This window comes from uncultured Ruminococcus sp., assembly GCF_946415235.1.
Lineage (GTDB): Bacteria > Bacillota > Clostridia > Oscillospirales > Ruminococcaceae > Ruminococcus.
Genome location: NZ_CAMKRR010000037.1, coordinates 1 through 26,138, shown reverse-complemented (window position 1 = coordinate 26,138; position 26,138 = coordinate 1). Strand labels below are relative to the sequence as shown.

Here is a 26,138-nt window from a genome sequence, read left to right as displayed (position 1 = left end):
GCTTTGGCCTTGCCGAAGGTTACACAAGCGACATCATCGACACAAAACTGGCATGTGCGACACACTGGAGAAACGGCTGTCGGCTGACGACAAGAAACTGCTGAACGAGATAACGGATATGCAGGGAATACTGTCCGAGACAATCGTAGCGGAAAGCTACATACAAGGCTTCCGTGACTGTGCCGAGCTTATCATAGATGTGATGTTCGGCAGCAGCGAGAACCTGAAATAACAAATCAAAAAACAAATGGAAAGGGTACGGACAGAGCCGTACCCTTTTTACGTTATTAAAAAGGAGAATGTTAAAATTAACAATTCAAATCACATAGGAAACATGAACGGAATCATTGGAAGGAGTATGATCGAATGGCTGAAAAGAACACAAAAGCTGAAACGAACAAGTATGCTGAGCTGCGCAGAACACTGTTTGAGATAGATGTGGTCACGGTTGACGGCAAGACTTTTATCACACTAACAGCAGAGGGCGTCATCATCAGCTTAGTGTCAATAGTCCTTCGGTGCTTTGCATACGGAACATACTTTATCAAACAGGCCCTTGAATTCGCCGCCGCAGTACCTGCACACGCCGCTTTCGATATAAACAGGCTCCTTTGATCTCATATATGCGGGAAATGCCCAGTAATTCTTCTGCAGCTTGCTGTAGGTCACATTCAGGAGCTTGGGACAGTTATAAAAGGTCGCGGAATTTTTCTCGTATTTATACGGGTTGCTTCCTCTGTACAGCTCGGTTTCTCCTTCAAATATGACCTGCTCAAGCCCCGTGCAGTCAGCAAAAGCAAGAGGATATATCGCTTTTATGCCTGCGGGTATGAACAGCTTTTTCAGACTTGAACAGCCTCTGAATGCCTGATTTCCGATATACTTTACCGTGTCGGGAATGTTCACGCCGCTAAGTGCGGTACAGTTTCTGAATGCGTTCATACCTATTCTGATAATGCCTTCGGAAGCTTCCTCATCGGAATGCATACGCTCGAATTTGATCTCCTCCAGCGCCGTGCACTCGGCAAAGGCGTAGTCCTCGATGGTCTTTACCCTGCTCGGTATGACTATGTATTTCAGACTGGTGCAGCCTTCAAAGATACGCCACGGGAGCAGTTCGATATTTTGAGGGATATTCACGGATTCAAGGCTCGTACAGCCTGTGAACGCGCTTGCTTCGATATTCTTTACGCTTTCGGGGAGTACTACGTTTTTAAGGCTTATACAGCCGTTGAATACGTCCCTGTCTATAGTCTCTACGCCCTCGGAGATGTAAATGGAATGAAGATTCTTGCAGCCCGAAAACGCTCCCTCGCTTATGAGCTCCACTCCCTCGGGGATATAGACGGTCTCGATATTATTCATGCCCTGAAAAGCTGTTTCACCTATGACCGTGATGCCGTCAGGTATCCTTACCTCACTTTTGGTATAGCCGTTATAGCGGATCAGTATGCTTCTCTCCACAACGAAATCACTGTCATAATTGTAGGAAGTCTTTATCGGACCGATATCATCATGTGATGTTTCGTTATATTTCTCTATAGCCTTTCCAACGATAAAGGGCTTTTTGCAGAACGGGCATACGGAAGCGTCTTCCGCATCGTCAACAGCAAGGATACCGCCGCATTTGTAGCATTTACCCTGTACATACATTTTGATCCGCCTTCTTTCATTCACTTATTTATGCTTTATTTCATAATAGTCTTAAGTTATTATTATTATATCGCATTTTTGTTTACAAGTCAACAAATAATTTGTTAATTTACTACAAAGTTAATATCAGTCAGGCAGAACAGTGCTGTAATGACACTGATATCATTTCACAGCAGCTTATTCAGCGGGCGTCTCTGCGCCTTGACATACAAAAGAGGATATGCTAAAATCATATCATCAATAACTCCGTGAAAGGAACGGGACAGCTATGAAAAAAAACGAGGAAATTGCGGAAAAGCCAAAAAAGAAAACCGCACGTATCATATTCCTGACAGCTATTATAGCTGCGGCACTGACTGCCGTTTATTTCCGCGCAAACCCGAAATGGAAAGCTGCTGAGCTGAAAATAGAGCCTGCGGGCAGATTTTATGAGATACAGAATTTGATTCCCGACGGAAAAAACCTTGGGACACGTATAACTCCTCCGGACGGTTATGTACGCATACCCGCTGAAAAAGGCAGCTTCTGCGAATACCTCAGGAATTACCCGCTGCTGCCCGACGATATCAAGCTCCCTGTATATGACGGGACTGCTATGGATTATTCCGATGCCGCCGCTGTATTTGATATAAGCCTCGGAACGGACGGCTATCAGCAGTGCGCTGACAGCGTTATAAGGCTTTACAGCGATTACTTCTACGAAAGAGGTCAGTATGATAAAATATCCTTCATGTTCTCAAACGGCGACGTATGCTCCTACAACAACTGGAAAAAAGGAAAAAGGATGCTCGCCTTTGCAGGCTTTTCCTGCGAGATACCTGCAGCGCTACCCGGCGACAGCGAACAGCAGTACAGAAACTACCTCAAAGAGGTGATGCGCTATGCGGGCACACTCTCACTGCAGAAGGAATCAAGGCACATCTCTGTTGATGAGCTCAGTATCGGCGATATCATCTGTAATGATACCCATGTCGTTATGGTTGTTGACGAGGCAGTAAACGAAAAGGGCGAGAAATGCTATCTTTTCGGTCAGAGCTTTATCCCGTCAGTATGCTTCCATATATTGTCAAGGACGGAGGGCAGTACGTATACTCCGTGGTATACTCAGGAAATGCTTGAAAAGGACTCATTCGTTATCGGCACCTTCCCCTTCGGAAAAAATGACATACTCCGATGGAAGGACGGGTTTTAAAATATCTGCGTATCTGCGGAGATACGCCGCTTGACATACGTTTTTCCTTGTGCTATAATGTTAGTATAATTGAATTGCAGTCTGAAACTGAGGGAAGCACGGTGAAATTCCGTCGCAGCAGTCACTGCCGTACAGTCGGATCGCTCGTCAGACATTGCAGGCAATCAGCGTTTTTGGACAATGAAAAACGTATGCCGCCGACTTCGCATCTGTGTGCGGAGTTGTTTTGCTGCGCTTTTCTGCACCGCGGAAAAGCTTTTTTTGTTGTCGATACTATTTTTTTATTTAAAAGGAGTCGGTATTATGAAAAAGACACTCGCAATGGCAGCTGCAATGCTTATTTCCTTCTCGGCTGCGGGAATGAACGCTTACGCAGCGGAAAACGATACTCAGGTCTATGTTACTGTTGCAGATGCGAATAAGAATTTCGCCCTCGCAGAAGAGCCCGTTACAGTTACCGATATCGACAGCGACGGAAAGCTGACTATCAACGACGCTCTCTATATCGCTCACGAGAATAAGTTCGAGGGCGGCGCGTCAGCAGGCTACAAATCCTCCGTCGGACAGTACGGACTTCAGCTTGACAAGCTCTGGGGTGTAGAAAACGGCGGAAGCTACGGCTATTACGTGAATGACGGCATGGCTATGGGACTTGCGGATGAAATTAAAAACGACGATCAGCTCGTGGCTTTTATTTACTCGGATACCAATAATTACAGTGATTCATACAGCTTCTTCGACGCAAAGAAGGGACAGGATACAGCTAAGGGATCCGAGGTGGAGCTCAGGCTCTCACAGATATATTTTGATGAAAATTACGCTCCGCAGTCAAAGGCTGTGGAAGGAGCTAAAATAACCATAAACGGCAAGGCAACAGACTTCGTTACGGACGCAGATGGCAAGGTGACGGTAAAGCTCACTGAGGAGGGCATGAATACTGTCAGTGCCGCTTCCGATAAGGTCAATCTCGTTCCGCCCATATATATGGTAAATGTTGACGCAAGCTTAACAACTGCGGCAACAACTACTACAACAACTACGACTACGACTGCCGCTGAAACGACCACAACATCAGCTACTACAACAAAGGCTGCAACAACAAAGGCTGCTACTACAGCAAGCAGCTCAAACTCGCCTAAAACAGGCGTAAAGGGTGCAGGCATCACATTCGTCGGTCTTGCAGCCGCTGCCGCAGCTGCTTTCGCTTTAAGACGCAGAGATGAGGAATAAGTTACTGTCGGGGCTTCTGTGCCTGATGTCCGCAATGATACTGTCACTGTACATCGTGCCATTCAGCGCCGAATGCAGCGATCATACCGTCGGTGAGGTCGATGACCTTATCGGCGGTATCGTCAGTTATAAGCTCGGACAGGCAGGGGCGGGAAGCACGGAGGAATGGCTCGGCAACGGTATCGCCGAGGGCGCGGGAACTGCTACGGACTGGTATGCGCTTACACTGAGCCAGTGCGGATATACAGACCTTTCAGCCTATGAACGCTCGCTTACGGAATATATCGGCAGCAATAACATCTCCTCTGCTACGTCAAGGGAGAAATACGCACTGGCGCTCTGCGCCGCAGGCAGCGACAGTAGCTATATATCCGATATCCTTGACAGCTCCATAGGAGAGCAGGGCATGATGAGCTGGATATACGGACTTCATATACTCAATAACGGCTATACCTGTTCGCGGTTCACGGCGGAGTCGGTGGTGGATACCATACTTTCCATGCAGTATGATGACGGGGGCTGGGCGCTCTTCGGAGACTACGGCGATATTGACGTTACGGCTATGACAGTACAGGCTCTTGCGCCCTACTATCACAGCAAAAGCAGCGTCAGGGACTCGGTGGACAGGGCTGTTGACTTTATGTCGCGGAAGCAGCTCGACAGCGGCTGCTATCAGAGCTTCGGCAGCCTCAATCCCGAAAGCACGGCTCAGGTGCTGACGGCTGTTTCGGCTCTTGGTATCGACTGCCGTTACGATGAGAGATTTATCAAGAACGGCAATGACCTTATCGACGGTATAGTGCATTTCCGTCTGCCCGACGGCAGCTTTTCGCATACCGAGGGCGGCGAGACAAACGAGACCGCAACAGTGCAGGCGTACTACTCCTTTGTGGCGTTCAGACGTATGACCGAGGGAAAGTCTCCCCTGCTCATACTGGATAACCGCAGGAATAAGGAGGCTCCTCAGCCGCAGACGGAAGCTCCCGCACAGGGGGATACAGATGATGTAAAAACGGCGGCAGCTTCAACAGTAACAGCTGCGGAAGAAAAGCAGAGTTCAACAGCAAAGACGGCTGTTACGACCTCAGTGTCCGCTTCAAAAGCCGCAGGGACACAGACAGCAGCAACTGCTGTCTCCTCTTCTTCCGATACAGAGACAGCTGCCGTGACATCTGCTCACGCAGCAGAGATACGCGATGAGGAACAAGTCTCAAAGGGCAGCTATAAGCCGAAGGTCATCATCATAATCATCTGCTCTGCGGCTGTTCTGTCACTTATACTTCTCATCATCGGCAAGAGGAGCTTCAAGAACTTCATCTTTATCGGCATTATCGCAGGTGCAGCCGTGATACTTGTGCTTGTGACGGATATAAGCTCCCCCGGGGAATACTACAGCGGCAGTAAAAAGGTCAAGGAAAATGCGGTGGGAACTGTCACCATGGAGATCCGCTGCGACACTATCGCAGGCAGGTCGGAGTCGGGGCATATCCCTGCGGACGGCGTTATACTGCCGCCTACTGCCTTTGACTTTGAAGCGGGCGAGACCGTTTTTGATATCCTTACGGAGGCTGCTCAGACCTATGGCATACAGGTTGAGAACAAGGGCAGTGCGGGCAGCGCTCACGGTATGGTCTATATTTCGGGCATAAACTATATTTACGAATACGATTTCGGCGACCTCTCGGGCTGGGTGTACCATGTGAACGGCATTGCTCCTTCAAGGAGCTGCGGGGAGTATGAGCTTTCAGACGGCGACAGGATAGAATGGCTCTACACCTGCGAGATAGGTCACGACCTTAACGAGGTATACGAACAATGAGAAGCTTTTCCGATTACAACCCCATAGCTGTAACAGTGTGGTTTTTCAGCGTTACGGGAATAGCCATGTTCAGCAGCTATCCACTTATCATGCTCATGTCGCTGCTGGGCGGAGCTGCTTTTTTCATATTACGCAGCGGACTTTCCCGCGGGAAAGAGCATCTCTTCTTCTGGGGGCTGTTCCTGATACTCGCACTGGCAAATCCCCTCATATCCCATAACGGAAAGACTGTCCTCTTCGTTATGGATCATAACCCCGTAACTCTTGAGGCTGCCCTGTACGGTCTGAACTCCGCGGCTATGATAGTGGGAGTTCTGTACTGGTTCAGGTCCTTTACGCAGATAATGACAAGTGAAAAGCTGCTCTATATTACGGGGGCTCTATCCCCGAAGCTGTCACTGATACTGTCAATGGCTCTGCGGTTCGTGCCCCTGTTCAGCAGGCAGTCCGCGAAGATAAACAGCGCACAGAAGGCAATGGGACTTTACAAGGACGACAACATCATCGACGATATAAAGGGAAAGTCGCGGGGTTTCTCCATACTCGTCACATGGGCTCTTGAAAACGGTATTATCACCGCCGACAGCATGGAGGCAAGGGGCTTCGGCACTCACAGGCGGACTCAGCTCCGCAGGTTCGGGTTCAGGGCGGCGGACATCGCACTGCTCGCTGCTTCACTTGTGCTTCTCGGTATAGCGGCTGCTGCTGCGGGCAGCGGCTCTCTTGATTTTTCATTCTATCCGACCATAAGTGCGGAAGCTCCCGACAAGCTCGGCAAAGCAGGGCTCATTGCATACGGAGCGCTTATCATGCTCCCCATTATCATTGAAACGGAGGTGAGTCTCAGGTGGAAATTCTTGCGGTCAGGGATCTGACATTTACATATCCGAAATGCAGCTCGCCTGCGGTGAAAAACGTGTCTTTCAGCCTTGAACGTGGCGAATTCGCAGTTCTTTGCGGCGCTACGGGAAGCGGCAAGTCCACCCTGCTGCGTATGCTCAAGCGTGAGCTCACGCCTGTGGGGGATATGAGCGGCATAATCGCCTTCTGCGGAGCTCCCCTTGCAGAGCTCGATTATATGACAGCTGCGTCCGCCATAGGCTTCGTTATGCAAGATCCCGAGCAGCAGACCGTTACGGACAAGGTCTGGCACGAGCTTGCCTTCGGACTTGAAAACCTCGGCACTCCGCCTGATGAGATATCACGGCGAATTGCCGAAATGGCAAGCTACTTCGGCATAGGCGAATGGTATGACAAGGACGTTTCGGAGCTTTCGGGCGGTCAGAAGCAGCTCCTCAATCTTGCTTCCGTGCTGGTCATGCAGCCGCAGCTGCTCATACTCGACGAACCCACCGCCCAGCTTGACCCCATTGCCTCTGCGGACTTCATAGCTACGCTGAAAAGGCTGTGCAGTGACTTTTCCATAACCATTGTCATCGCCGAACACCGCCTTGAGGAAGTCGTTCCCCTATGCGACAGGCTGCTCGTTATGGAAAAGGGTGCGCTTATCGCCGATGCGCCGCCGAGAGATGTGATAGCAAAGCTGAAAGAACGGAAGGATATCCTTTGCGGTATGCCTGCGGCAGCTCGGCTCTACGCCGAGCTCGGAGGCAGCGGACTCTGTCCGCTGACAGTCCGCGAGGGCAGGTCTTTTATTGAAAACAGCTTCGGGAATACTACTCGCGGACTGCCGCAGGCATCATGCAGCCATTCCGGGGAAGCCGCACTGGAATTCAAAAACGTGTACTTCCGCTACGAGAGGAACGACAGGGATATTCTCAGCGGGCTAAACCTGAAAATATACTGCGGGGAGCTGTTCTGCATACTCGGCGGGAACGGTTCGGGAAAGACCACAGCTCTTTCGGCTGCGGCGGGACTTCTTAAAGCGTACAGCGGCAGTATAAAGATTTTCGGGAAAAAGCTGAAGGAATACAGGAACCGCTCGCTTTACCGCGAGTGCCTTGCCATGCTCCCTCAGGACGTGCAGACCGTATTTCTCAAAAGCACGGTGCGTGAGGAGCTTGACGAATGTGGGGCTGATATTACGGAGCTGCCGTATGACATATCACATCTCATGGATAAGCACCCCTATGACCTTTCAGGGGGCGAGCAGCAGCTCATCTCTCTGGCTAAGGTGCTTGCCGCAAAGCCGAAGCTGCTGCTCCTTGACGAGCCCACAAAGGGTCTTGACGCTTCGGCTAAGCTTAACATAATAAGCATTCTCCGCAGTCTGAGAGACAGAGAGATAACCGTCGTGACTGTCACTCATGACGTTGAGTTCGCTGCTGCCTTTGCCGACAGGTGCGCCATGTTCTTCGCGGGCAGTATCGTCGGCATCGGTGCTCCCAACGAGTTCTTCGCAGGAAACAGCTTCTATACGACAGCGGTTAGCCGCATGACAAGAGGCTGCTTCGACAACGCCGTTACCCTTGAGGACGCTGTGAAGCTTTGCAGCCTCAACGGCAGAAAGGAGCGATGAGATGCTCCTTATCGGAAACAATAAGCTGCGGAACGTAATAAAAATAACAGTGCCCTTTGCGGTAATACCCGCGATAGCAATACTCGGTGCTCTCGCCTTTGACGAAAAAAAGCATATCATAATCTCCCTTGCAGCTGCGGTATTCTCGCTTCTGCTCTTTGCGGCAGGCTTTGAAAAAAAGTCCACTGGCACACGGCGCTTGGTCATAGCCGCAGTAATGACGGCTATGTGCTTTGCGGGAAGATTTATCCCCTTCCTCAAGCCCGTTGCGGCGCTGACTATAATCACCGCCCTCTATCTCGGAGGTGAGGCGGGCTTCCTTGTGGGAGCTCTTTCCGCTGTGCTGTCCAATTTCTACTTCGGACAGGGACCGTGGACGGCATTCCAGATGCTTGCGTGGGGACTTATCGGTTTTTTAGCGGGGATATTTTCGGAAAAGCTCCTGAAAAGCCGAATACTTCTCCTGCTTTACGGCGCTCTGACGGGTATCGCTTACTCCTTTATCATGGATATTTGGACTGTTCTGTGGTATAATCAGGGCTTCGACATAAAGCTATACCTTGCGGCACTGGTGTCGGCTGTTCCGTACACCGTGTCCTATGCCGTGTCAAATGTGCTGTTCCTCTTTCTCCTTGCAAAGCCCTTCGGTGAAAAGCTCGGACGCATAAAAATCAAGTACGGAGTATAAAAAAGCTGCATCACAAGCACAAGTGATGCAGCTTTTTACGTTTTCGTTTTATTCTCGGTATGCCCTCGGAAATATCATATGGCATATCTCTTCATGTCAAGTCGCTTTTCAAACTCTTCAACAGGCATTGGCTTGTCAAAGAGATAGCCCTGTGCGAGCTCACAGTTGTTGTCGCGGAGGACTTCAAGCTGTGCAGGCGTTTCTACGCCTTCCACGATACATTCAAGTCCCATTTCCTTTGCCATTGAAACAACGTGCTTGAACATGATGTTGCAGACGCTGTCCTCGTTTTCTTCGCCGCACGGCAGAAAACTGCGGTCGACCTTGATGACGTTCCACGGAATGACACGTATCAGATTGAGCGATGAATAGCCTATACCGAAATCGTCCACGGAGGTATATATCTTTTCTTTCTGCAAACCGCCAACGATGCGCTGAAGGTCCTTGAACTCAACGTCCGTATTGGTCTCGGTCAGCTCTATCTCTATATACTCATGCGGTATATCATACCGCTCTATTATCTCCATTATGGAAGTGAGCAGATTGCTGTCCATCATGTGCTTGCGTGATAAATTCACGGATATACGCACTACCTCGCGCCCCTCGTCAAGCCACTTGCGGATATGCCTGCACACCTGTTCCAGCATAAAGAAATCAAGCTTGCATATATCGCTCGTCTCTTCAAGCACAGGTATGAATTTGATAGGCTGAACTATCTCTCCGTTGCGGAACCAGCGGCAGAGCGCCTCTGCTCCGCACATCTCTCCGTTTATATTCACCTTCGGCTGATAGAATACATGAAACTCACGGTTACGCAGTGCTTCGGGGAAATGCTGCTGTATCCTCTTTGCATAGTCCCTTTCATAAAGAAGGTGGTCATCAAAGAATACGATGTTCTGGTGTCCGCCGTTGCGGGCGATATTGTATGCGTGCATTATCTTTCCCATTATATCGTTGGGGTTGCGTACCGCATATCCGTCGGGGATATTGAATACTCCCACACTTGACGTAAGGGATACCGTGCCTCCGTCCTGATCGAAGGTCACTTCGGCTTCCGTAAGATATTCAAGCAGCTCGGGCAGCACCGAACGCTGACATATGCAGACGAATGCATCGCCGCCGAGTCGGGATATCATGCCTGCTTCTCCTATCATATCACTGATATGCTTATAGTGAGCGTGAAGCACCTTATCACCGGCATTTCTGCCGAATTCTTCGTTTACAAGGGAAAAATGCCTTATATTGTAGTTGAGGGCGGACATATTGTTCAGTTCCCCGGGCTTTCCCTTCCATGAAAGATAGTTGAAAAAGCTGCGGATATTGCGAAATCCGTCATCATCATAGAACGCGAGCTCCTTAACCATGTCCTGACATTTGCTGCGGCTGATAAACGCAAGCACCGTCCTTGCCACAAGGTCGGTTTTTTCAAACTCATCATCGGAGAGTGCGGGTTCGCTTTTGTCCATATACACTGTCATTGCAACCACGGACATGAGCTTGGTGACAGACCGCAGTTCATGCACCGCATTTCCTTCAATTCCCGTATCAAAGCAGATAATCGTTTCGCCTCTGCCGAACCGCTCTTCCGTGGGATTACGGTATATACGCACCGCTATCCTCGAAAGCCTGAGCATCGGAGCAATTTCGTTCAGTAATTCCTTTATGAGCTTAAGATCAGAGACTGTATCAACATCTGCGGCAGCCGATGCAAGCTTTCCGAAAAGCTTATAGAACCGCAGCGCTGATGCGTCACTCATATTCATTTTACTTCACCCAATTTCCTTTTATGGATAAATCTGTAATAATTATACCACCTGTTAATCGCAAGCGCACAGTGTTATTGTAACATAAAACAGGTTAAAAATCAAGTCATTTTTATGCTATAAAAAAAATATAACGCCCGACACAATAAAAGGCTTTTTTATCACTCTTTTTTCATGCAAAAGGCTGTACCGCATCATACGCGGTACAGCCTTTTTTTCATTTATTGAATATATATGGCTCAGATCGTCAAGTGCTGCGTTCACAGTGCTGCCTTTGCGCTTTCAACTATATCACGATAGCCCGGACGATCGGGAATATAAAGATACGCATTGGAGATCTGTATTTCAGCTATGACCTTCTCACCTGCCACAACAGGAGATGCAATTTCCAGAAGCTGTTCGGCTGCTTTTTTATTGCTGCTGTCAATTCCTACGTTACCGCTTTCGTATCCGCCGCCTCTTGAGTAAGCGCCTGTTGAAAGAGTGGTGGTGAGCTTTATAAATCCGGATGATGTATCATACTCATAGCTGCGTATATAGCCGTAGCCTTTATTGTTCTCAAAAAGCACCTTAGGGAAAATATACTCGGGATCAGAGTTTATTATTATGGTTCTTTCGGAATAGTCTATTTCGTCGATCAGTTCCTCCGAGTTCTTCTTGTATTTAACATCATGCTTTTCAAAGAAATCTATGGTATTTTTAAATGCAGAGGTAATTATCTGATTTTCCAGCTCGCAGTAATACTCGGAATTGCGGAGATCCTCGGGTGTCATATCTGTGATGTCCCTGCGTATGGCTTCGGTAAGCTCTTTACCCTCAGCGGCTGTAAAAACTTCAAGTTTTCCGACATTGACCTTATCATTGATATTGAACGAACAGTATTTGGCTTCATCTGAGTCCAGATTATCATAGCGATCATCATAGTGAGCATAGTATTCATAGCCTTCTCTTCTGAGGCTGTTTTTGTACATTTCGTCTGCGATCTTGTTTGCGTACTCCTCACTCGTCAGGATATCCCCTGCGAGATCGGTGAGCATTTCCGAGGGTACATGATAATTGCGGACAATGGCTGCACCGCTGCCTGTGTAATATGTCATGGTGATGTTATTTGCATCCACAAAATATCTTCCTTTATGCTGTCTGTTGCCTGCAAACACATCAGGATCAAAATCCGACATCTCATATTCGTATTCATCATAATGGATGTGACGGTCTACAAGCTCCTTGTTCAGCTCAATAACGTCATTTATTATCTGCTTGTCATGAGAGATGTATTTGGAGTCTAAAAAAGAATACATCTCGATCTCTACATCGGTGACGGAAGAAGCAGACGGTACGGTCTTCGCTCTGCCGAGTCCCTGAGTAACATCTATGGTCTTGATAACACAGATAACCGCAGCACTTGTCAGAGCAAAGCTGACAGCTGCCGTCCAGAAGCGCTTGAATCCGCGGCGTCTTATAACTTCCATTACGAACCAGAGTATGCCGCTTATGATGAAAGCAGACAGAATACCGCTTGAAAGCTTTGTCATATGCAGAAGCGAGAAAATGCAGTAAACTGCTGCGGACATGATCGCATAATAGAACGCTTTGTATACATAGGGCTTGGATACGTCCTCTGCCTTGCGGCGCTTATAGAGCTGATATGTAACAAATACGACTGCGGCTGTGAACAGCAGCGTCCTTATCATGAAATTGAAGTACATGGAGTCTGTCAGTGATGACGAATATCTGTTGAAGCTGCTGACAGATGCAGAGTGTACGAAATATCCGACTGCTCCTGCGGGGCTTGTTGTGAAGAAAGCGAAATTTTTGATGATAGCTTCTTCACTGAGTCCGAAATGAGCTGCATTCACGATATTGAACCATGTAATGCATATAAATGCGGGTATCATGATATTAACGGCTGCAATACTGAACAGAGCCTCAAAGGTACTGCCCGCAAAACCGATGGCAAATACCGAGAGAGTGTACAGCAGTATCATGCCTGCGATAACAATTGTGCCCATGCGGATATATTCAGACATATACTTCAGAACATCCGATATGTCTATAAAGGCAGAGCCTATAAGCAGCTCGGTGACCGCCACGGCTGCACCTATCAGTGCGGGGATAATGTATACGGAAAGTCCCGAGAAGAAATCTGCAAAAAAGCGCTGGCGGTTATTCAGCGGAAGTGAATAGTTCATATCCACAAGTGATTTGTTGTAAAGGTAGCGGAAATTCATCATAGGGATAATGACACCCATTGCAACACTCAGGAGGAAGGATATCACCGCAATGAAAATAAATGGCACGATCTCGGAATCATCATATTCAATGTTAAGGTTTTCAAAGTAATATTCCCTTAACAGAACACCTGCGATAACGGGCAGGCAAAGCAGCTGAAAGAACAGATTTGAAATAAAAAGCTTCATATCGTCCGAAAGCTTGCTCATAAACCGTACAGAGAAGTAACTCTTCTTATTCGCTGATGTTGTCGCTGCTGTCATATCCGAGCACCTCCAGTTCGTAAATAAATATTTCTTCAAGCGTTAGTGGTATGACTTCTGTGAGGATAGGATGCTTTTGTACAAGGGACGCCTTTATCGTCTCAATATCGCCCCTTGCTATGATCGAGCCTATGCTCCGGCTCTGCTCAAAGTGCAGCACCTCTATTCCGTCTGCGGCGAAATCTTCCTTGGTGTACTCTGCGGATGAACCGTCCTCATTCTTGCCGAATACTACCTGTATCTTGTGGACGCTGCCCTTGACGTCATCTATATCACGGGAGAATACTATCTTTCCGTCATGAAGAAGGGCGGCTGTATCGCACACCTCGTTTATCTCTTTAAGATTGTGGGACGAGATCACTGTGGTGAGCTGCCGGTCAAGCATGGCATCGACAAGCATCTTCTTCACTATGATACGCATTGTGGGGTCAAGGCCGTCAAAGGCTTCGTCAAGAAGCAGATAATCAGTGCAACAAGCAAGTCCGATTATAACTATCGCCTGCCTCTTCATGCCCTTTGAGAAGGTGTTTATCTTCTTTTCAAGGGGGAGTCCCGTCTTTTTGCGGAGATTCTCAAATATCTCCTCCGAGAAGGACGGATAGTAGCCCTTATAGTAGTTCTTGAGCTTTTTCAGCGTAAAGCTGCCGAACTGAACAGTTTCGTCATTTATGAAAAATACTTTGTTCTTGGCGCTGACATTGTCAAAAACGCTTTCGCCGTCAACGAGGACATCTCCCGATTCGGGAGAGTAAACGCCTGATATAAGTCTGAGTATAGTTGACTTTCCCGCACCGTTTGAACCGAGCAGACCAAAAGCAGTACCCTTTTCAATCCTGAGGTCTATCCCGTCAAGAGCAGTATAGCTGTCGAACTTCTTTACTGTATTTTTCAGTTCGATCATAATTGTCATTCCTTTCCGTAAGATAAGTATAAAGTGTCGATCCTTGCTTTAAGATCTTCGGGAGACATCCCTCTTTCAAATGCTTCGTTCACAGCCGTATCAAAATCCGCCATTATTTTTTTGCGGAATTCATCAAAATTCTGTGCTGATACAAAGCTCCCCCGTCCGGGGACGGAATAGATAACACCGCTGCGTTCAAGCTCCTGATAGGCTTTGGATACGGTATTGGGGTTTACTCCCGCAGACTTGGCAAGTATCCTTACACTCGGAAGCTGGTCGTTTGCTGCAAGTGTCCCGTTGAGGATAAGCATGACGATCTTCTGATATATCTGCTCATAAATGGGTACGCGGCTTGTCAGGTCAATTGAAAACATAAGCAGCTCCTTTCTGTAGGAAGTGTACTATGTACGTTAGTACAGTTATTACACTCATATAATATCACATCCTTTTCAGTTTGTCAAGCCCTTTTTTATTTTTACGGTAAAATTTTTTATACGGCGTTCGCAATTGCTTATTATACCACAAATACAAATTCGGTCAAGGCCAAGACAAGCGCCATAAATGGCGGTCTTGACCGAATTTGCATTTGTAGTTTCGGGCAATTTCGCAAACTCCCGTCAGCTCCCGACCACCCAAAAAGTTATCTGCCCATTTTTATTAACGGCTCTTCACTTGAATTTATTTATCATAAATGTTAAAATCATTATATGACATATGTGCAGGAAGTACGGTTTCGGAGCGTTTTTCCGCCGAAATGACTATTTAAGGATTATTTAAATTTCACACTCGGAAATTTGCTATAAAATCAGTTATTACAGGCATAAAAATATTATGTCGTCAGCGAAGCCAAAGATCTTATCCTTGATCCACTGTCCCATATTTTTGATGCCGTTCCAGAGGCCTTCGACCATGTTCTTGCTGAGCTCAAGGCCCCAGGAGATAACGTGCTTGATTGCTGCCGTAAGGTTATCCCATATCTTGCCGGGGAGCTCTTTGAAGAAGGTAACAACATTGTCGAGGAAGTCCTTTGCCGCCTGTCGTGCCTTTTCTCGCATTTCAATAGCCCACTGTACTATTGATACTATGATGTTCTTGAGGAATTCTCCTATTTTACCGAGGAGCTCTCCAAGACCTGTAACAAGGGCTACAAGGATTTCGGGAAGAGCATCGACGATAGCCATGAACATCTGCACAGCCGCTTCCAGTATCTGCGGAATAGCCTCGATCAGAGTCTCGACAATTGCAACAATGATATCAGGAAGCGCTTCAACAAGCATAATAATAAGATCAGGAAGAGCTTCGACCACTGCATTGATAATATCGGTAATACAGTTAAGAATTGTAGGGATTGAGGAAATTAAAGCATTGATCAGAATAGGAATCAGGTCAATAATCGCTTTGCAGATCGTGGGTGCTGCCGCAACAATTGCCTTGGCCAGTGATACAATAATATCAAGAACAGCTTGTATTAACTCAGGAAGGCTGTCTGCAATTGTATCAACAAGAGCCTGAATAACATCCGCAGCTGCCATTGCAAGTGCAGGAGCGTTGTCGACCATACCCTGCACGAGCGCGTCCACAAGTGATACGCCTGCCTCGGTGAGGTCGGGTATGTATTCAGTAAAGCCTACAAAAGCATCAGCAATGACGCCGCTCATAGACGTTACGAGCTTGCCCATTCCGCCGAGGATAGTCTCGACTCTGGGGAGTATATTCTCAGCAGCTGTTGCGGCACTATCTAAGAAATCACTTGCAAGCTTCTCGAAATCTTGATTTTCATCGGCTATGCCGACAACCATGTTGCTCCATGCTGATTTTGCGGAAGCTACAGAACCGCTTATGGTCTCAGCTGCTTCTTTAGCGGTCGTGCCGGTGATACCCATTTCGTCCTGGATAACATGGATAGCCTCGACTACGTCCGCATAGCTTTCTATGTCATAGTGTACGCCTGAAATGGCTTCCGCATCTGCGAGCAGACGCTCCATTTCCGACTTAGTACCGCCGTATCCGAGCTTAAGGTTGTCAAGCATAGTATAGTTCTGCTTGGCAAAGCCCTGATATGCGTTCTGGATACTCTCCATTGAGCTTCCCATTTTGTTGGCGTTGTCCGCCATGTCGATGATAGCCTTATCTGCGACTTCTGCCGCCTTAAGTGTATCACCGCCCAGGGAAGCAATGAGAGCTGCGGAGAACGATGTGACTGTCTCCATGTATTCATTCTGCGAGAGACCTGCTGTCCTGAACGCTTCCGAAGCGTTGCCAAGGACTTCGTTCTGCGCCTGTAAGAGCTTATCATACTCACCACGAGCCTCATCAACAGACTTTCCTACACTTGCAGCATATTCCTCAAGGCTTCTGTCCTGAGTGCCGAAAAGTGTCGATACACCGCCTGTCAGCTGCTCGTAGTCAGCATAAGCATCAAGCGCACTCTTGCCGAGTGCGACCATAGCACCTGAGGCTGCTGTGACAGCTCCTGCGACAAGAGCCATGCCTTTTTTGGCAAAGCTTCCTATCTTCTCAAGACCTGATTTAAAGCCTTCGGTAACTATTTCGGTATCAAATTTTAGAGTGCCATCAAAAGCCACAACAATCCCTCCTTATGATGGACTGTGCGGCTCAATGGCTCATTGCACTTGTTTTCCGTTTATTATTTTGAGTTCAAATTCTTTTTTACAGCCGCGAGTGCATTTTATATACACTCCGCTGCACTCTGCTGTATTATCGTATAAGATCGTTTTTGCCCCGCAATGCGGGCAGCGTACCCATATACGCCGCAGCGGAGGCAGTTTTATTTCGTTTATATAAGTCCTCCAAACGCCGCAGCTATCATATCATCTTCATTTTCGTAAGGTATTGCGATGCTGCGCTGGATCCGAGCAATTCGTGCGCGTTCCTTATCGTCCTTGATGCTGCCGAGCTTAATGCCTCGATACGCCATACGCTTCTGGCATTGAAAGTCATCGGGGAGAGCTGCGAATAAACATCTGAACTCCCACCAGTGCAGATAATCAATGGACAGAAGGTTCATGTCATAATAATGACGGAAGTCCCCGAGGATATATCGGGAATCTATTCGCCAATCAAACACAGGCGGTTTTATAACAGTATCATCAACGTCATCAGCTGCTTCGTCATCGTCAGCATCGGGCTCAAGCTCACGGGCATAATAGAAATCAAAGAGAGCGTTCACGGTTTTACCGTTTATTTTCTTAGGCCGTGTCTCGAACTAATCTGACAGCAGATAGACTTTGTCGCGTTTGCTGACGTCTGAATCGCGCATCAGGTCTGCGAAGCGAAGCCAGTCCCGGAAGTCGGTTATGATCGGATACTCGTCACCCTCAACCGTTATGTGCTCCGGGAACGGCTCGTATAACGCATTTATCATTTTTTCTTACTGCACGAACAGACAAGGAGGACAAGCTCAACGGCATACTCCTCGGCGCTGACGACTACATCGAGAAGCCCTATGATATAGATATACTTATCGCTAAAATAAAAGGGATATTCAGACGCCGGCTCGCTATCGACAAGCTCACCGACGGCGATATCACCCTCGACCTTGCCGAGGGCAGCGCCGAAAAGAACGGCGTCCCCCTCAATCTGACGACAAAGGAATTCGCTCTGCTTCATCTGCTTATGGCAAACAAGGGACAAACTCTCGGGAAGGACTTCATTTTCAACAGGATATGGGGTTCGGACAGCGAGTCTGAGCCCCAGACCCTGACGGTACATATCAAATGGCTGAGGCAGAAGATAGAAGCCGATCCGAAAGAGCCGAAGAGGATAATGACCGTCTGTGGCAAGGGCTATCGCTGGGAGGGCTCGGATGAAAAGCTTTGACAGGATCACTGCGGTTTTTATTGTTCTCATGGCAGTTTTTTTCCTGACCGTCAATGCTGTCCTGCTGAAGCAGAACAGGTCGGTAGTCCTTCTGTACAGGGTCGAAGCAAACCGCATAGAACAGGAGCTTCTGAACGGCAGACAGGTAAGTGCCGACGATTACGCTGATATCACGGAGATATTTGAATACGACGGCAGCGATGACTTCTACAGCTCCGAAAATGAGTACCTTATCAGGGAAATAAACAGTAAGCTCTACCGTATTGAATATACAGACAAGCCGCAGAAAAGCAGCGGCATACTCATAGCAGTGGATATAGTCCTCGGGGTGTTCACGCTCATCATGGCAGCTGCCTTCATTTATATCAGGCAGAGGATACTCAAGCCCTTCAATGAACTGAGCAGTCTGCCCGAACAGCTCTCCAAAAAAAATCTCGTGCTGCCCCTTAAGGAGCATAAGAGCAGGTTCTTCGGCAGGTTCATCTGGGGACTGGATATGCTCAGACAGGAGCTTGAGCGCTCCCGTCAGAAGGAGCTTGAATACGCCAAAAACGAAAAGACCTTCCTGCTTTCGCTGTCACATGATATCAAAACTCCCCTTTCCGCAATAAAGCTCTATTCAAAGGCGCTTTCAAAGGGATATATTCCTCTCCCGAAAAACAGCTCGCCGCAGCCGAAAGTATAAACGAAAAGTCCGATGAGATCGAAAGGATAGTCATAGAGCTGTCAGGCAAGCTCAGCACGGACGTTATGGATTTTGAAGTGAAGGACTCGGAATTCTATCTCTCCGATGTCATAGGCAATATCGAAAAATACTACAGCGATAAGCTCTCCGTCACGGGGACTGCTTTCAGTACGGGCGATTACAGCAACTGTCTGCTCCGCGGAGATGCGGACAGGCTCGAAGAGGTATTGCAGAATATCATCGAAAATGCCATAAAATACGGCGACGGACACAGTATCTCACTCAGTTTTTCCGACGAGGAGAACTGCCGCCTTATCACTATGACAAATACAGGCTGCACTCTTCCCGATAACGAGCTGCCGCATATCTTCGACAGCTTCTGGCGGAGCTCCAATACGGGCTCTCAGCAGGGCAGCGGTCTGGGACTTTATATATGCCGCAGACTTATGGAGCTCATGAACGGAAGTATCTACGCCGATACAAATTCAGGCTGCATGAATATCACCGTTGTGTGCCCGAAACAGAACTGAAAAACAAAAGCCATAAGGAAACTTCTGCTTCCTTATGGCTTTTTCTGTTATCGGTAAAAGGTGTTTGGTTTATTGTGCGTATGGCGTTCGCAATTGCTTATTATACCCGAAAAATACATGCTCCCTAATGTCAAGTAAAGATCAGCGCTCCGCTGTCCTCCATCATGTTCATCAGGAAATATCTCGCCTGTTCCCGCAGCTCGGGCTTTGCCATATAGTACATATAGGTCTCTATCTTGTTGAGCGCGGTGGCTGTCCTGCCCTCTATCTTGAACTGCTCAAATCCCATGGGTACGTATTTTTCCCATATGTCATCGGGAGAGATATGTGTTTTCAGTCCGCGTATATCAAATATGCTGCGCCTGGAATACTCACAGCCGCTAAGATGCCCGGGATCGTATTTCTCAAAGTCAAAGGGGACGTTGGGATACTTCTTTATATGACTGCAAAAGGCTATCTGCTGCTGACTTATGCTCTTGTAGTGCTGAAGCCTCGTGGGACATTCGGGCTGGCAGCAGGCATTCACAAGAAATTCCACGTCCTTTTTGCGCGGCAGCTTTTCAAGGAGCTCAAACCTGTTGTTAAGATCATAATCTGCCACAACTATGTGATAGTCCTTTTCAAGCTCGGCTATGAGCCCCTCTATCGTATCAAGGCGCTTGCAGGTGGAGCTTGTAAGCTTAAAGCCTTTATACTCCCTGCGGAGATATTCCTCAAGAAGACCGGAGGCAACTATGACCCCGTTCATGCCGTTATCCGCAAGATGCAGCATCATATTGCAGCGCTCGTCGCTGAGATGCTTTTTTTCAAGCATGATATTGGTAAAGGTAAAGCGCAGCGGGATACCGCGTTCATTGAACTCCCTGATAACGGCTTTCATATAGTTTTTGTCCGTATTGCCGCCCTGCGACCTGCCGCCGTTCCAGAGACAGGGCGGGAAAACTCCGTAAAAGGAAGCGATCTCCACTCCCTCGCGGAAGAATTCGGGGTGATTTTTAAGCATTTCCGCAAAAAGCAGATTAAGCTTGAAGCTTCCCGAAAAATCAGGAAGATGAAATCTTACTCTCATGTTTTTCTCCTAATATGATCCTCTGTTTTTTCTGCCGTGCTTGGACATTTTCTGCTCATACATATTTGTATCGCTTATCTTCAGGAAGTCCTCTATGCTGCCGCTGTTATCGGTCTCGCAGAGGTAAGCGCCGAAGCTCATTTCTATCCTGTAGGGCTTTTCACGCCTTTCGTTGTATTCATCGCACAGACGAACAAGCTCACGGCTGAAGCTGTCAAGCTTCTCACGAGTGTAATCCGAGGCGTAGATATAGAATTCGTCTCCGCCCGCACGGCCTGCTATTTCGCCCGACTTACAGCATTCCGTGATGATATGCGCGGTCATCTTTATGGCAAAGTCGCCCTCATTGTGGCCATACACATCATTGATGTGCTTAAGTCCGTCCATATCTATTACCATGGTGCATACAGCTGTCCTGCCTCTGAGCCGCTTTATTGCAGCCTTTGAGTATTCGTTGAAGCCGCGGCGGTTAAGTATGCCTGTCAGCTCGTCGTGTATGCTCAGCTCCATCTGCTTTTCGTAAAGTGCCTTCTGCTGTTCGTAGAGCTGATTGATATTGTCGTTTTTCCAGAGCCTTTCAAGGGTCACGGAAAGGTTCAGGAGGAAAATGTTGTAGAAGTCGCTGAATATATCGTCACTTTTCATTTCTATAAGCGCGTATCCGAACATCTTCTCGGCACAGTAGGAGCTCATTATATAGTAAAAATGAGGAGTCTCCGTATCGGCTGTATAAGGGATAAATCCCGAGGTCTGCCCTGTCTCATCGGGCTTTACATATGTTCCCTTTTCGTCTATCCATATAACAGGACGGAAATTATCCGAGGGCTCGTCAAAGTCGCAGGAACAGGAGAGCCTTCCCTTGCGGTCTGTCTGCAAAAACAGGAAAAACGCCGAGTAGTCGCCAAAGTTGGTGGCACATTTTCTGAATGCGTCTTCAAGCTCGTCAAGCTTTTCGACTTTATTCAGCTTGAGCATGGCGGCTTCCGCATCATTGAGGCAATAGCCGAACAGTCTGACATCATTGTATATGTCATCAAGGTTCCTCGCCTCTGTTTCATAATCCACGATCCTGCAGCCGCAGGACTGATCGAATATGGTCCTCGGCGACACATAGAGCTCTGTATCGGTATCGGTATTCTTATCAAGGCTCACAAGGAGCGATATCGCTTTCTCGGCGATATCCTCCCTTTCACGGGTCGCGGTAGTGAGGTGGGGTATGAACTGCCGTCCCTCTATGGTACCGTCAAAGCCCGATACGGCTATGTCATCGGGCACCTTTATGCCCCTGCGCTTCAGCGCCGATATGAGCGATATTGCCATATAATCATTGGCACATACTACGGACTGGGGACGCTCGGGGCGGGAAAGGAAGAAGTCCGCAGCCTCATCGCCCTTATGGAACCAGAAGTCGCCTTCAAAAATGCCTGCGCCGTCCTCGGGAAGCCCCTTTTCCCTCATCACCGACCTGAATACTTCAAGTCTCAGCCGTGCGTCGGGGTGAGTTAGAAAGCCTGACATAAAGCCTATTCTCGTGTGTCCGTGTACGTCCGTGAAATGCTCCACCAGCTTGCGCATACCCGATGCGTCCTCAAAATCTATATTGTAAAAGCCGTCAACATGACCGCTGATAGATACAACAGGACATTTCGCCCCGCGAAGCTTGTTTATGACCTTTTCCGCCATGCTTTCGACGTTATAGCCCTCGCCGTCATATATTATACCGTCAAATACATCCAGATCTACATGGTCGATTATGTCAAGCTCACATTCGCTGAATTCGGTGTTCTTTTCTCCTATCCTGCCGAGAGAATTGAAGTAGACTATATTCATGCCTCTTTTCTTTGCAGCGATATTAAAGCACTGACAAAGTCCCTGCCTGTACCTGCTCGTCAGTGAACAGCCAAAAAACGCTATTGTTTTAAGAGAATTGATCATAACTCTTTTTCACCTCTCGTCCGTCAGATCATGTGTAGTCATATATTATCGGTCTTTCGACCTCTTCGTCGTTTATTGTTATTTTTCTTCTTCCGTTTATGATACGTACATTCTCATCAGGTGCCATGGTGTCCTTCCCTATTGCGGAGTGAACTACCGCCTGTGTGTCCGAATTCAACAGTTCGACTGTTGTTTCGGTATTGTTTCCGCCGAAAAGAAGCGCCTGCTTGCCTGTGCTTTCAAACTTGAACGCGGAGTCGGCGGCTTTTATGCCGGAAGCTCCGTCAAGCGCTCCGAAAAGTGTGGAGTTGTCTGCCGTAACATTGAATTCCGCACCTATCCTGTTGGTGTGTATTTCGACTTTCCTGCCCTTTACGGTACCTATAACGGAGATGCTCCTGCCAAATCCGTAGAAGAATACGGAGCAGTGCTTCATTTTTAACGATACGCTGTTTTCCAGTGAGCCGATCAATACTCCAGACGTTACGATGAAATCCGCTTCTATGTGGCATACGTTAACAGACATATCCACTTCTCCCGTAAGTGCGCCTATGCCTACACATTCCTCGTTATTGGACTTTATATTGTACTCGCCGCGGTTTATGAGGATAGTTCCGCCGAGGCCCGAGCCTATGGCAACTCCACGCTGACCGTGACAATTGATATTTACCGCGCCGTCCTGATCGAATATCAGCTCACCGTGGCGGGAATAATGATCGCTGCCGATACCGTAGAACTCGGCGGCGTTGAGCTCTATCTCAAGGTCTCCCCTGCCCTCTAAGGTAAGTCTTGAGGATTCGGGGACTTTTATTCCCGAGCCGAAAAGAGTATTGGTTCCGAGCAGCACCACCGCAGCGTCAGTATTCTCTCCGAGCTCGATGCACGGGCGCTTCTTTATGTTGGCGAAGTATACGTCCTCAAGGGTTATGCGGCCGCTGTAGCCCGACTCGGTGCGGATGTGGATATTGGTCTTCATATGCGGGATGCCGATAATGGATATATCCTTGTATACCATTCCGTCGCCGCCCACAACTATCTCGCTGTAGCCGTTCCTGACAAGCTGGGCAAGGGGGATACGGTTGGTCTTTCCCGCGTAGTAGACCTTTTTCATCTCGCCGTCAATGCGCTCCTGATAGTACTGCTTTATCTCGCTGCGGCGCTTTTCATCTATCTGACCGATTATCTCGGGGGACGGCAGTGCCATATAAAAGCCCTGTATAAGGTCAGCTCCGAGATTTATGGCGAAGCGCATCTCCTCAGTGGTCTCGACGCCCTCGGCAAGCGCAAGTATATTGTTGTCGTGGCAGAAGTCTATTATCTCACGGACGAAATGCTGCTTTTTCGGCTGGTTGTTTATATCGCTTATGAGAGAATGGTCTATCTTTACGTAATTGGGCATATACCGCAGCAGATTGCTGACGTTGGAATAGCCTGTTCCGTAATCGTCTACAGCGATGTCGATATTGAGCTTCCGATAGAACTGCTTGAGCTTCATGAGGTCGTCGTCGTTCAGCTCTGCTTCTTCCGTGAGCTCTATAACTATCCTGTCGGATATCTTCTCAAGATGTTCGCTTATACCTGAGAGGTCTCCGTCGCCGACCATTACTCCCGGGATACTGTTTATGAATACCTTTGCATCGCCGAAATCTGCCTTGTTCTCGCTGACGATACGCAGGACATTCAGGAACGTCGAGCGCTCAACGTCGAAAAGTCTCTCCTGCATGGTGGCATATTTTATTATCGAAAGAGGCGAGACACTTGTCTCGGTCTTAGCGCGCATAAGAGCTTCGTATGCGTAAATACTGCCGTCTCTGGTGTTTATTATGGGCTGGAAATGATAGTCGAAAAGGTTCTCGTCAAGTATCTTTGAAACAAGGCTGTAGTCCTCTTTTTCCTTTTCGTCAAGACTGTCGTACGCATAGGAATATATGGCGAACTTGCTGTTGCGTATGCGCTCAAGACGCTTCTGTGCATTTTTCAGACAGATATTGCGCCTGAGTACCTCGAAGCCCCTGTTTACGGAATCTGTCCAGCGCCTGTAGACCTCGTCGTAGGAGTCGAGCTCGTTCTGATATCTCACCGCTGCATAGCCGAAGCAGTTCTCTCCGAAAAAGACAGGTGTGAATATGTATGCGGCAGGTGCATCGCGTTCAAGGTCCAGATCGGGAAGCATATCGGCAGTCTCAAACCTGCTTTCAAGTCCTGTAAGATTGTTTTTGTGATCGCTGTAATACCTGACTGCATGGATCATGCTGCCGCCGTATCCGTCATTGGATATGCAGGCGCTATTGCCGAGATTTTCGTTCCTGCTGTCAAGGCAAAGGTGGAATTCCCTTATATCTCCCAGCTGATAGATATAGGAGTATACGGAATTGAGAAACTCCGGAAGGGAGCTCTGAGAGATGAGATTTGCCTCCATATTGTTGAACAGGGAGTTGTATCCCTCTTCCGATACCTCTGTTCCCCATTTTTTTCGCTTTATCTGATACTGCGGCATATTCTCGTTATGGCAGCCGCAGCTCTCGCCGAGAAGTATTTCGGGCGGGAGCGAAAAGGCTTCGGGGACCTCTCCCCTCATTTTCTTCATGAGGAAATCAAATGCATAGCCGCCGAAATCCTTCGCAGGGATAAGCGCCGAGGTCATGGCACACGGGCTCGTCTGTCCCTCATAGGTGGAATCGTAGCCCACGACCGCTATATCCTCGGGTATATGTATGCCGCGGGCTGTCAGTGCCTTGCAGAGTCCTATCGCCATCTGGTCGTTTGCACAGGCAACGGCGTCGGGAAGAGCTTCGCCCTGTGAAAGGAGCTGCTCGGCATAGACCTCGCCGCTCTGATACCAGTAATCACCGTAGATTATGCGCTTTTCCGATACGGGCAGTCCCGCCTTCGCCATTGCGTCAAGATACGCCTGCAGGCGCTCCTTTGAGTGTTTATGGTTCCTTTTGCCCGAAACGAATGCGATATCACGGCAGCCGTGCACCTCTATCAGATGGGTGATGATATTGAATATGGCCGAATAACCGTCTATATATATGCTCGGGAACAGGTCGCTCTCCTTCTCTATTACAACTATGGGCTTGTGAAAGCTCTCCTTGAGCCTTTCTTCAAGCTCAAGAGCAGCATTTTCTGTCTGTATGCTGTCTTTGAGTATAACAGCTCCGTCAAATCTGTCGGGATTCATAAGTGAGAATATGTTGGATTCACCCTTTTCGTTTTCGGGAGTATCCTGATATTTACGATACATTGAAAATACGCATACATCATGATCGGCAGCAAGAGCTTTCTTATTGAAGCCGCTGATAAAACGGCTCTGATATGCTTCATCAGCCTGTCCGACAAACAATGCAAGCCTGCTTCGTGATCTTGCCATAAGATCATTCCTTTCCTCGGTTAGCTTCCGCACCGCTTCGTATACTGCTCAAATGTCAGAATTTATCATAAACAGCAGCTTTTTCCTCTGCTGCCCGAAAATACCGTTTACATTCACTAATATTATATATTATATCTTATTATAAAGCAATAGACAAAATGTAAAATATGCTGCTGCTTAAACCTTGACGCGAAACAGCGCAGAAGCGGCAGGCTGCCGAAATGCAGCGGCAGGTTCGGAAATCGACTTATCTGTGTCATATACAGCAATATTTGACTTGACATTATATACGGTATATGTTAAAATTTAAGCGTTCGTTAATGACTTGTCGTAAAATATGACGAATATTATACGATGTGCAATTTTTATAAGGAGATGTTATAATGAAGAAAAAAACTTTGCAGAAGTTCACTGCCGCTGTAATGGCCTTTGCGCTTATCGGCGGAGCGGTAACCGCAGGCAATATGTCTGTATTCAGCAGCATAATGA

20 protein-coding genes, 1 pseudogene and 1 riboswitch are annotated in these 26,138 nt (G+C 47.9%); of the genes and pseudogenes, 10 read left to right on the top strand and 11 right to left on the bottom strand.

Translation table 11 applies throughout. The features are described from left to right. Positions 1–232 (top strand): DUF6809 family protein (locus Q0R37_RS08600; RefSeq protein WP_366517414.1); only part of this gene is annotated, 232 nt, incomplete at its 5' end. A 272-nt stretch (positions 233–504) separates the two neighbouring features. Here Q0R37_RS08600 and Q0R37_RS08595 read toward each other — a convergent pair. Further along, the gene (locus tag Q0R37_RS08595; RefSeq protein WP_294753377.1) at positions 505–1,653 is read right to left on the bottom strand and encodes a leucine-rich repeat domain-containing protein; all 1,149 of its coding nucleotides are present in this window, start codon (positions 1,651–1,653) and stop codon (positions 505–507) included. A 268-nt stretch (positions 1,654–1,921) separates the two neighbouring features. Between Q0R37_RS08595 and Q0R37_RS08590 the strand changes: the two genes are divergently transcribed. The 6 genes from Q0R37_RS08590 (at position 1,922) to Q0R37_RS08565 (ending at position 9,061) form a co-directional block, all read left to right on the top strand. After that, positions 1,922–2,845, top strand: coding sequence for a DUF4846 domain-containing protein (locus Q0R37_RS08590; RefSeq protein WP_294753375.1), 924 nt, complete (start codon positions 1,922–1,924; stop codon positions 2,843–2,845). Between the two features lie 78 nt (positions 2,846–2,923). Continuing rightward, positions 2,924–3,033, top strand: a riboswitch (adenosylcobalamin-variant (AdoCbl-variant) riboswitch). A gap of 115 nt (positions 3,034–3,148) precedes the next feature. Beyond that, positions 3,149–4,075 carry an NPXTG-anchored protein gene (locus Q0R37_RS08585; protein WP_294753373.1) on the top strand — a complete coding sequence of 309 codons (927 nt, stop codon included), beginning with the start codon at positions 3,149–3,151 and terminating at the stop codon, positions 4,073–4,075. Then, positions 4,065–5,894, top strand: a complete 1,830-nt coding sequence (locus Q0R37_RS08580) for a DUF4430 domain-containing protein (RefSeq protein WP_294753371.1) — start codon at positions 4,065–4,067, stop codon at positions 5,892–5,894. The genes Q0R37_RS08585 and Q0R37_RS08580 overlap by 11 nt, the downstream gene beginning before the upstream one ends. Then, positions 5,891–6,769 (top strand): energy-coupling factor transporter transmembrane component T, encoded by an 879-nt coding sequence (locus Q0R37_RS08575; protein ID WP_294753369.1) that lies wholly within the window; start codon positions 5,891–5,893, stop codon positions 6,767–6,769. Before Q0R37_RS08580 ends, Q0R37_RS08575 begins: the two co-directional genes overlap by 4 nt. Further along, a complete protein-coding gene (locus Q0R37_RS08570; protein ID WP_294753367.1) occupies positions 6,742–8,373 on the top strand; it encodes an ABC transporter ATP-binding protein in 1,632 nt (543 codons plus the stop codon). Before Q0R37_RS08575 ends, Q0R37_RS08570 begins: the two co-directional genes overlap by 28 nt. A 1-nt stretch (position 8,374) precedes the next feature. Continuing rightward, positions 8,375–9,061, top strand: coding sequence for an ECF transporter S component (locus tag Q0R37_RS08565; protein ID WP_294753365.1), 687 nt, complete (start codon positions 8,375–8,377; stop codon positions 9,059–9,061). 74 nt (positions 9,062–9,135) lie between these two features. Here the strand turns inward: Q0R37_RS08565 and Q0R37_RS08560 are convergent, their stop codons facing one another. The 7 genes and pseudogenes from Q0R37_RS08560 to Q0R37_RS15660 form a co-directional block, all read right to left on the bottom strand. Further along, positions 9,136–10,824 carry a GGDEF domain-containing phosphodiesterase gene (locus Q0R37_RS08560; protein WP_294753364.1) on the bottom strand — a complete coding sequence of 563 codons (1,689 nt, stop codon included), beginning with the start codon at positions 10,822–10,824 and terminating at the stop codon, positions 9,136–9,138. 260 nt (positions 10,825–11,084) lie between these two features. After that, the gene (locus tag Q0R37_RS08555) at positions 11,085–13,316 is read right to left on the bottom strand and encodes a hypothetical protein (RefSeq protein ID WP_294753362.1); all 2,232 of its coding nucleotides are present in this window, start codon (positions 13,314–13,316) and stop codon (positions 11,085–11,087) included. Next, positions 13,288–14,217 carry an ABC transporter ATP-binding protein gene (locus tag Q0R37_RS08550; RefSeq protein ID WP_294753360.1) on the bottom strand — a complete coding sequence of 310 codons (930 nt, stop codon included), beginning with the start codon at positions 14,215–14,217 and terminating at the stop codon, positions 13,288–13,290. Before Q0R37_RS08550 ends, Q0R37_RS08555 begins: the two co-directional genes overlap by 29 nt. Positions 14,218–14,222: 5 nt before the next feature. Next, on the bottom strand, positions 14,223–14,591 hold the full coding sequence (locus Q0R37_RS08545) for a GntR family transcriptional regulator (RefSeq protein WP_294753358.1): 369 nt from the start codon (positions 14,589–14,591) through the stop codon (positions 14,223–14,225). Positions 14,592–15,029: 438 nt separating this feature from the next. After that, on the bottom strand, positions 15,030–16,802 hold the full coding sequence (locus Q0R37_RS08540; RefSeq protein WP_294753356.1) for a hypothetical protein: 1,773 nt from the start codon (positions 16,800–16,802) through the stop codon (positions 15,030–15,032). Between the two features lie 212 nt (positions 16,803–17,014). Then, a pseudogene (locus Q0R37_RS08535) lies at positions 17,015–17,602 on the bottom strand (Gp15 family bacteriophage protein). Further along, a complete protein-coding gene (locus tag Q0R37_RS15660; protein WP_366517413.1) occupies positions 17,599–17,847 on the bottom strand; it encodes a hypothetical protein in 249 nt (82 codons plus the stop codon). Before Q0R37_RS15660 ends, Q0R37_RS08535 begins: the two are co-directional and overlap by 4 nt. 6 nt (positions 17,848–17,853) lie before the next feature. Between Q0R37_RS15660 and Q0R37_RS15655 the strand changes: the two genes are divergently transcribed. From Q0R37_RS15655 to Q0R37_RS08520, 3 genes are all read left to right on the top strand, one after another. Then, complete coding sequence (locus Q0R37_RS15655; RefSeq protein ID WP_366517412.1) at positions 17,854–18,057, top strand: helix-turn-helix domain-containing protein; 204 nt, start codon at positions 17,854–17,856, stop codon at positions 18,055–18,057. Beyond that, positions 18,044–18,742: a histidine kinase dimerization/phospho-acceptor domain-containing protein gene (locus tag Q0R37_RS08525; RefSeq protein WP_294753354.1), complete on the top strand. Its 699-nt coding sequence runs from the start codon at positions 18,044–18,046 to the stop codon at positions 18,740–18,742. Before Q0R37_RS15655 ends, Q0R37_RS08525 begins: the two co-directional genes overlap by 14 nt. A gap of 65 nt (positions 18,743–18,807) precedes the next feature. Further along, the gene (locus tag Q0R37_RS08520; protein WP_294753352.1) at positions 18,808–19,272 is read left to right on the top strand and encodes an ATP-binding protein; all 465 of its coding nucleotides are present in this window, start codon (positions 18,808–18,810) and stop codon (positions 19,270–19,272) included. A gap of 130 nt (positions 19,273–19,402) precedes the next feature. On the opposite strand, the gene Q0R37_RS08515 is transcribed toward Q0R37_RS08520, so the two are convergent. The 3 genes from Q0R37_RS08515 to Q0R37_RS08505 are packed head-to-tail and all read right to left on the bottom strand — an operon-like array spanning position 19,403 to position 25,649. After that, positions 19,403–20,341, bottom strand: coding sequence for a hypothetical protein (locus Q0R37_RS08515; protein WP_294753350.1), 939 nt, complete (start codon positions 20,339–20,341; stop codon positions 19,403–19,405). 9 nt (positions 20,342–20,350) lie between these two features. After that, positions 20,351–22,276 (bottom strand): GGDEF domain-containing protein, encoded by a 1,926-nt coding sequence (locus tag Q0R37_RS08510; RefSeq protein WP_294753348.1) that lies wholly within the window; start codon positions 22,274–22,276, stop codon positions 20,351–20,353. A 28-nt stretch (positions 22,277–22,304) separates the two neighbouring features. Beyond that, entirely contained in the window at positions 22,305–25,649 is a 3,345-nt protein-coding gene (locus Q0R37_RS08505) for an EAL domain-containing protein (RefSeq protein ID WP_294753347.1), read from the bottom strand. Positions 25,650–26,138 lie beyond the last annotated feature (489 nt).

What these genes read in the sequence shown, in the direction of transcription:
- Q0R37_RS08595 (WP_294753377.1), bottom strand. Translation starts at nt 1,653, where the DNA reads ATGTATGTACAGGGTAAATGCTACAAATGCGGCGGTATCCTTGCTGTT.
- Q0R37_RS08590 (WP_294753375.1), top strand. Translation starts at nt 1,922, where the DNA reads ATGAAAAAAAACGAGGAAATTGCGGAAAAGCCAAAAAAGAAAACCGCA.
- Q0R37_RS08585 (WP_294753373.1), top strand. Translation starts at nt 3,149, where the DNA reads ATGAAAAAGACACTCGCAATGGCAGCTGCAATGCTTATTTCCTTCTCG.
- Q0R37_RS08580 (WP_294753371.1), top strand. Translation starts at nt 4,065, where the DNA reads ATGAGGAATAAGTTACTGTCGGGGCTTCTGTGCCTGATGTCCGCAATG.
- Q0R37_RS08575 (WP_294753369.1), top strand. Translation starts at nt 5,891, where the DNA reads ATGAGAAGCTTTTCCGATTACAACCCCATAGCTGTAACAGTGTGGTTT.
- Q0R37_RS08565 (WP_294753365.1), top strand. Translation starts at nt 8,375, where the DNA reads ATGCTCCTTATCGGAAACAATAAGCTGCGGAACGTAATAAAAATAACA.
- Q0R37_RS08560 (WP_294753364.1), bottom strand. Translation starts at nt 10,824, where the DNA reads ATGAATATGAGTGACGCATCAGCGCTGCGGTTCTATAAGCTTTTCGGA.
- Q0R37_RS08555 (WP_294753362.1), bottom strand. Translation starts at nt 13,316, where the DNA reads ATGACAGCAGCGACAACATCAGCGAATAAGAAGAGTTACTTCTCTGTA.
- Q0R37_RS08550 (WP_294753360.1), bottom strand. Translation starts at nt 14,217, where the DNA reads ATGATCGAACTGAAAAATACAGTAAAGAAGTTCGACAGCTATACTGCT.
- Q0R37_RS08545 (WP_294753358.1), bottom strand. Translation starts at nt 14,591, where the DNA reads ATGTTTTCAATTGACCTGACAAGCCGCGTACCCATTTATGAGCAGATA.
- Q0R37_RS15660 (WP_366517413.1), bottom strand. Translation starts at nt 17,847, where the DNA reads ATGAAGCAGAGCGAATTCCTTTGTCGTCAGATTGAGGGGGACGCCGTT.
- Q0R37_RS15655 (WP_366517412.1), top strand. Translation starts at nt 17,854, where the DNA reads ATGGCAAACAAGGGACAAACTCTCGGGAAGGACTTCATTTTCAACAGG.
- Q0R37_RS08525 (WP_294753354.1), top strand. Translation starts at nt 18,044, where the DNA reads ATGAAAAGCTTTGACAGGATCACTGCGGTTTTTATTGTTCTCATGGCA.
- Q0R37_RS08520 (WP_294753352.1), top strand. Translation starts at nt 18,808, where the DNA reads ATGGATTTTGAAGTGAAGGACTCGGAATTCTATCTCTCCGATGTCATA.
- Q0R37_RS08515 (WP_294753350.1), bottom strand. Translation starts at nt 20,341, where the DNA reads ATGAGAGTAAGATTTCATCTTCCTGATTTTTCGGGAAGCTTCAAGCTT.
- Q0R37_RS08510 (WP_294753348.1), bottom strand. Translation starts at nt 22,276, where the DNA reads ATGATCAATTCTCTTAAAACAATAGCGTTTTTTGGCTGTTCACTGACG.
- Q0R37_RS08505 (WP_294753347.1), bottom strand. Translation starts at nt 25,649, where the DNA reads ATGGCAAGATCACGAAGCAGGCTTGCATTGTTTGTCGGACAGGCTGAT.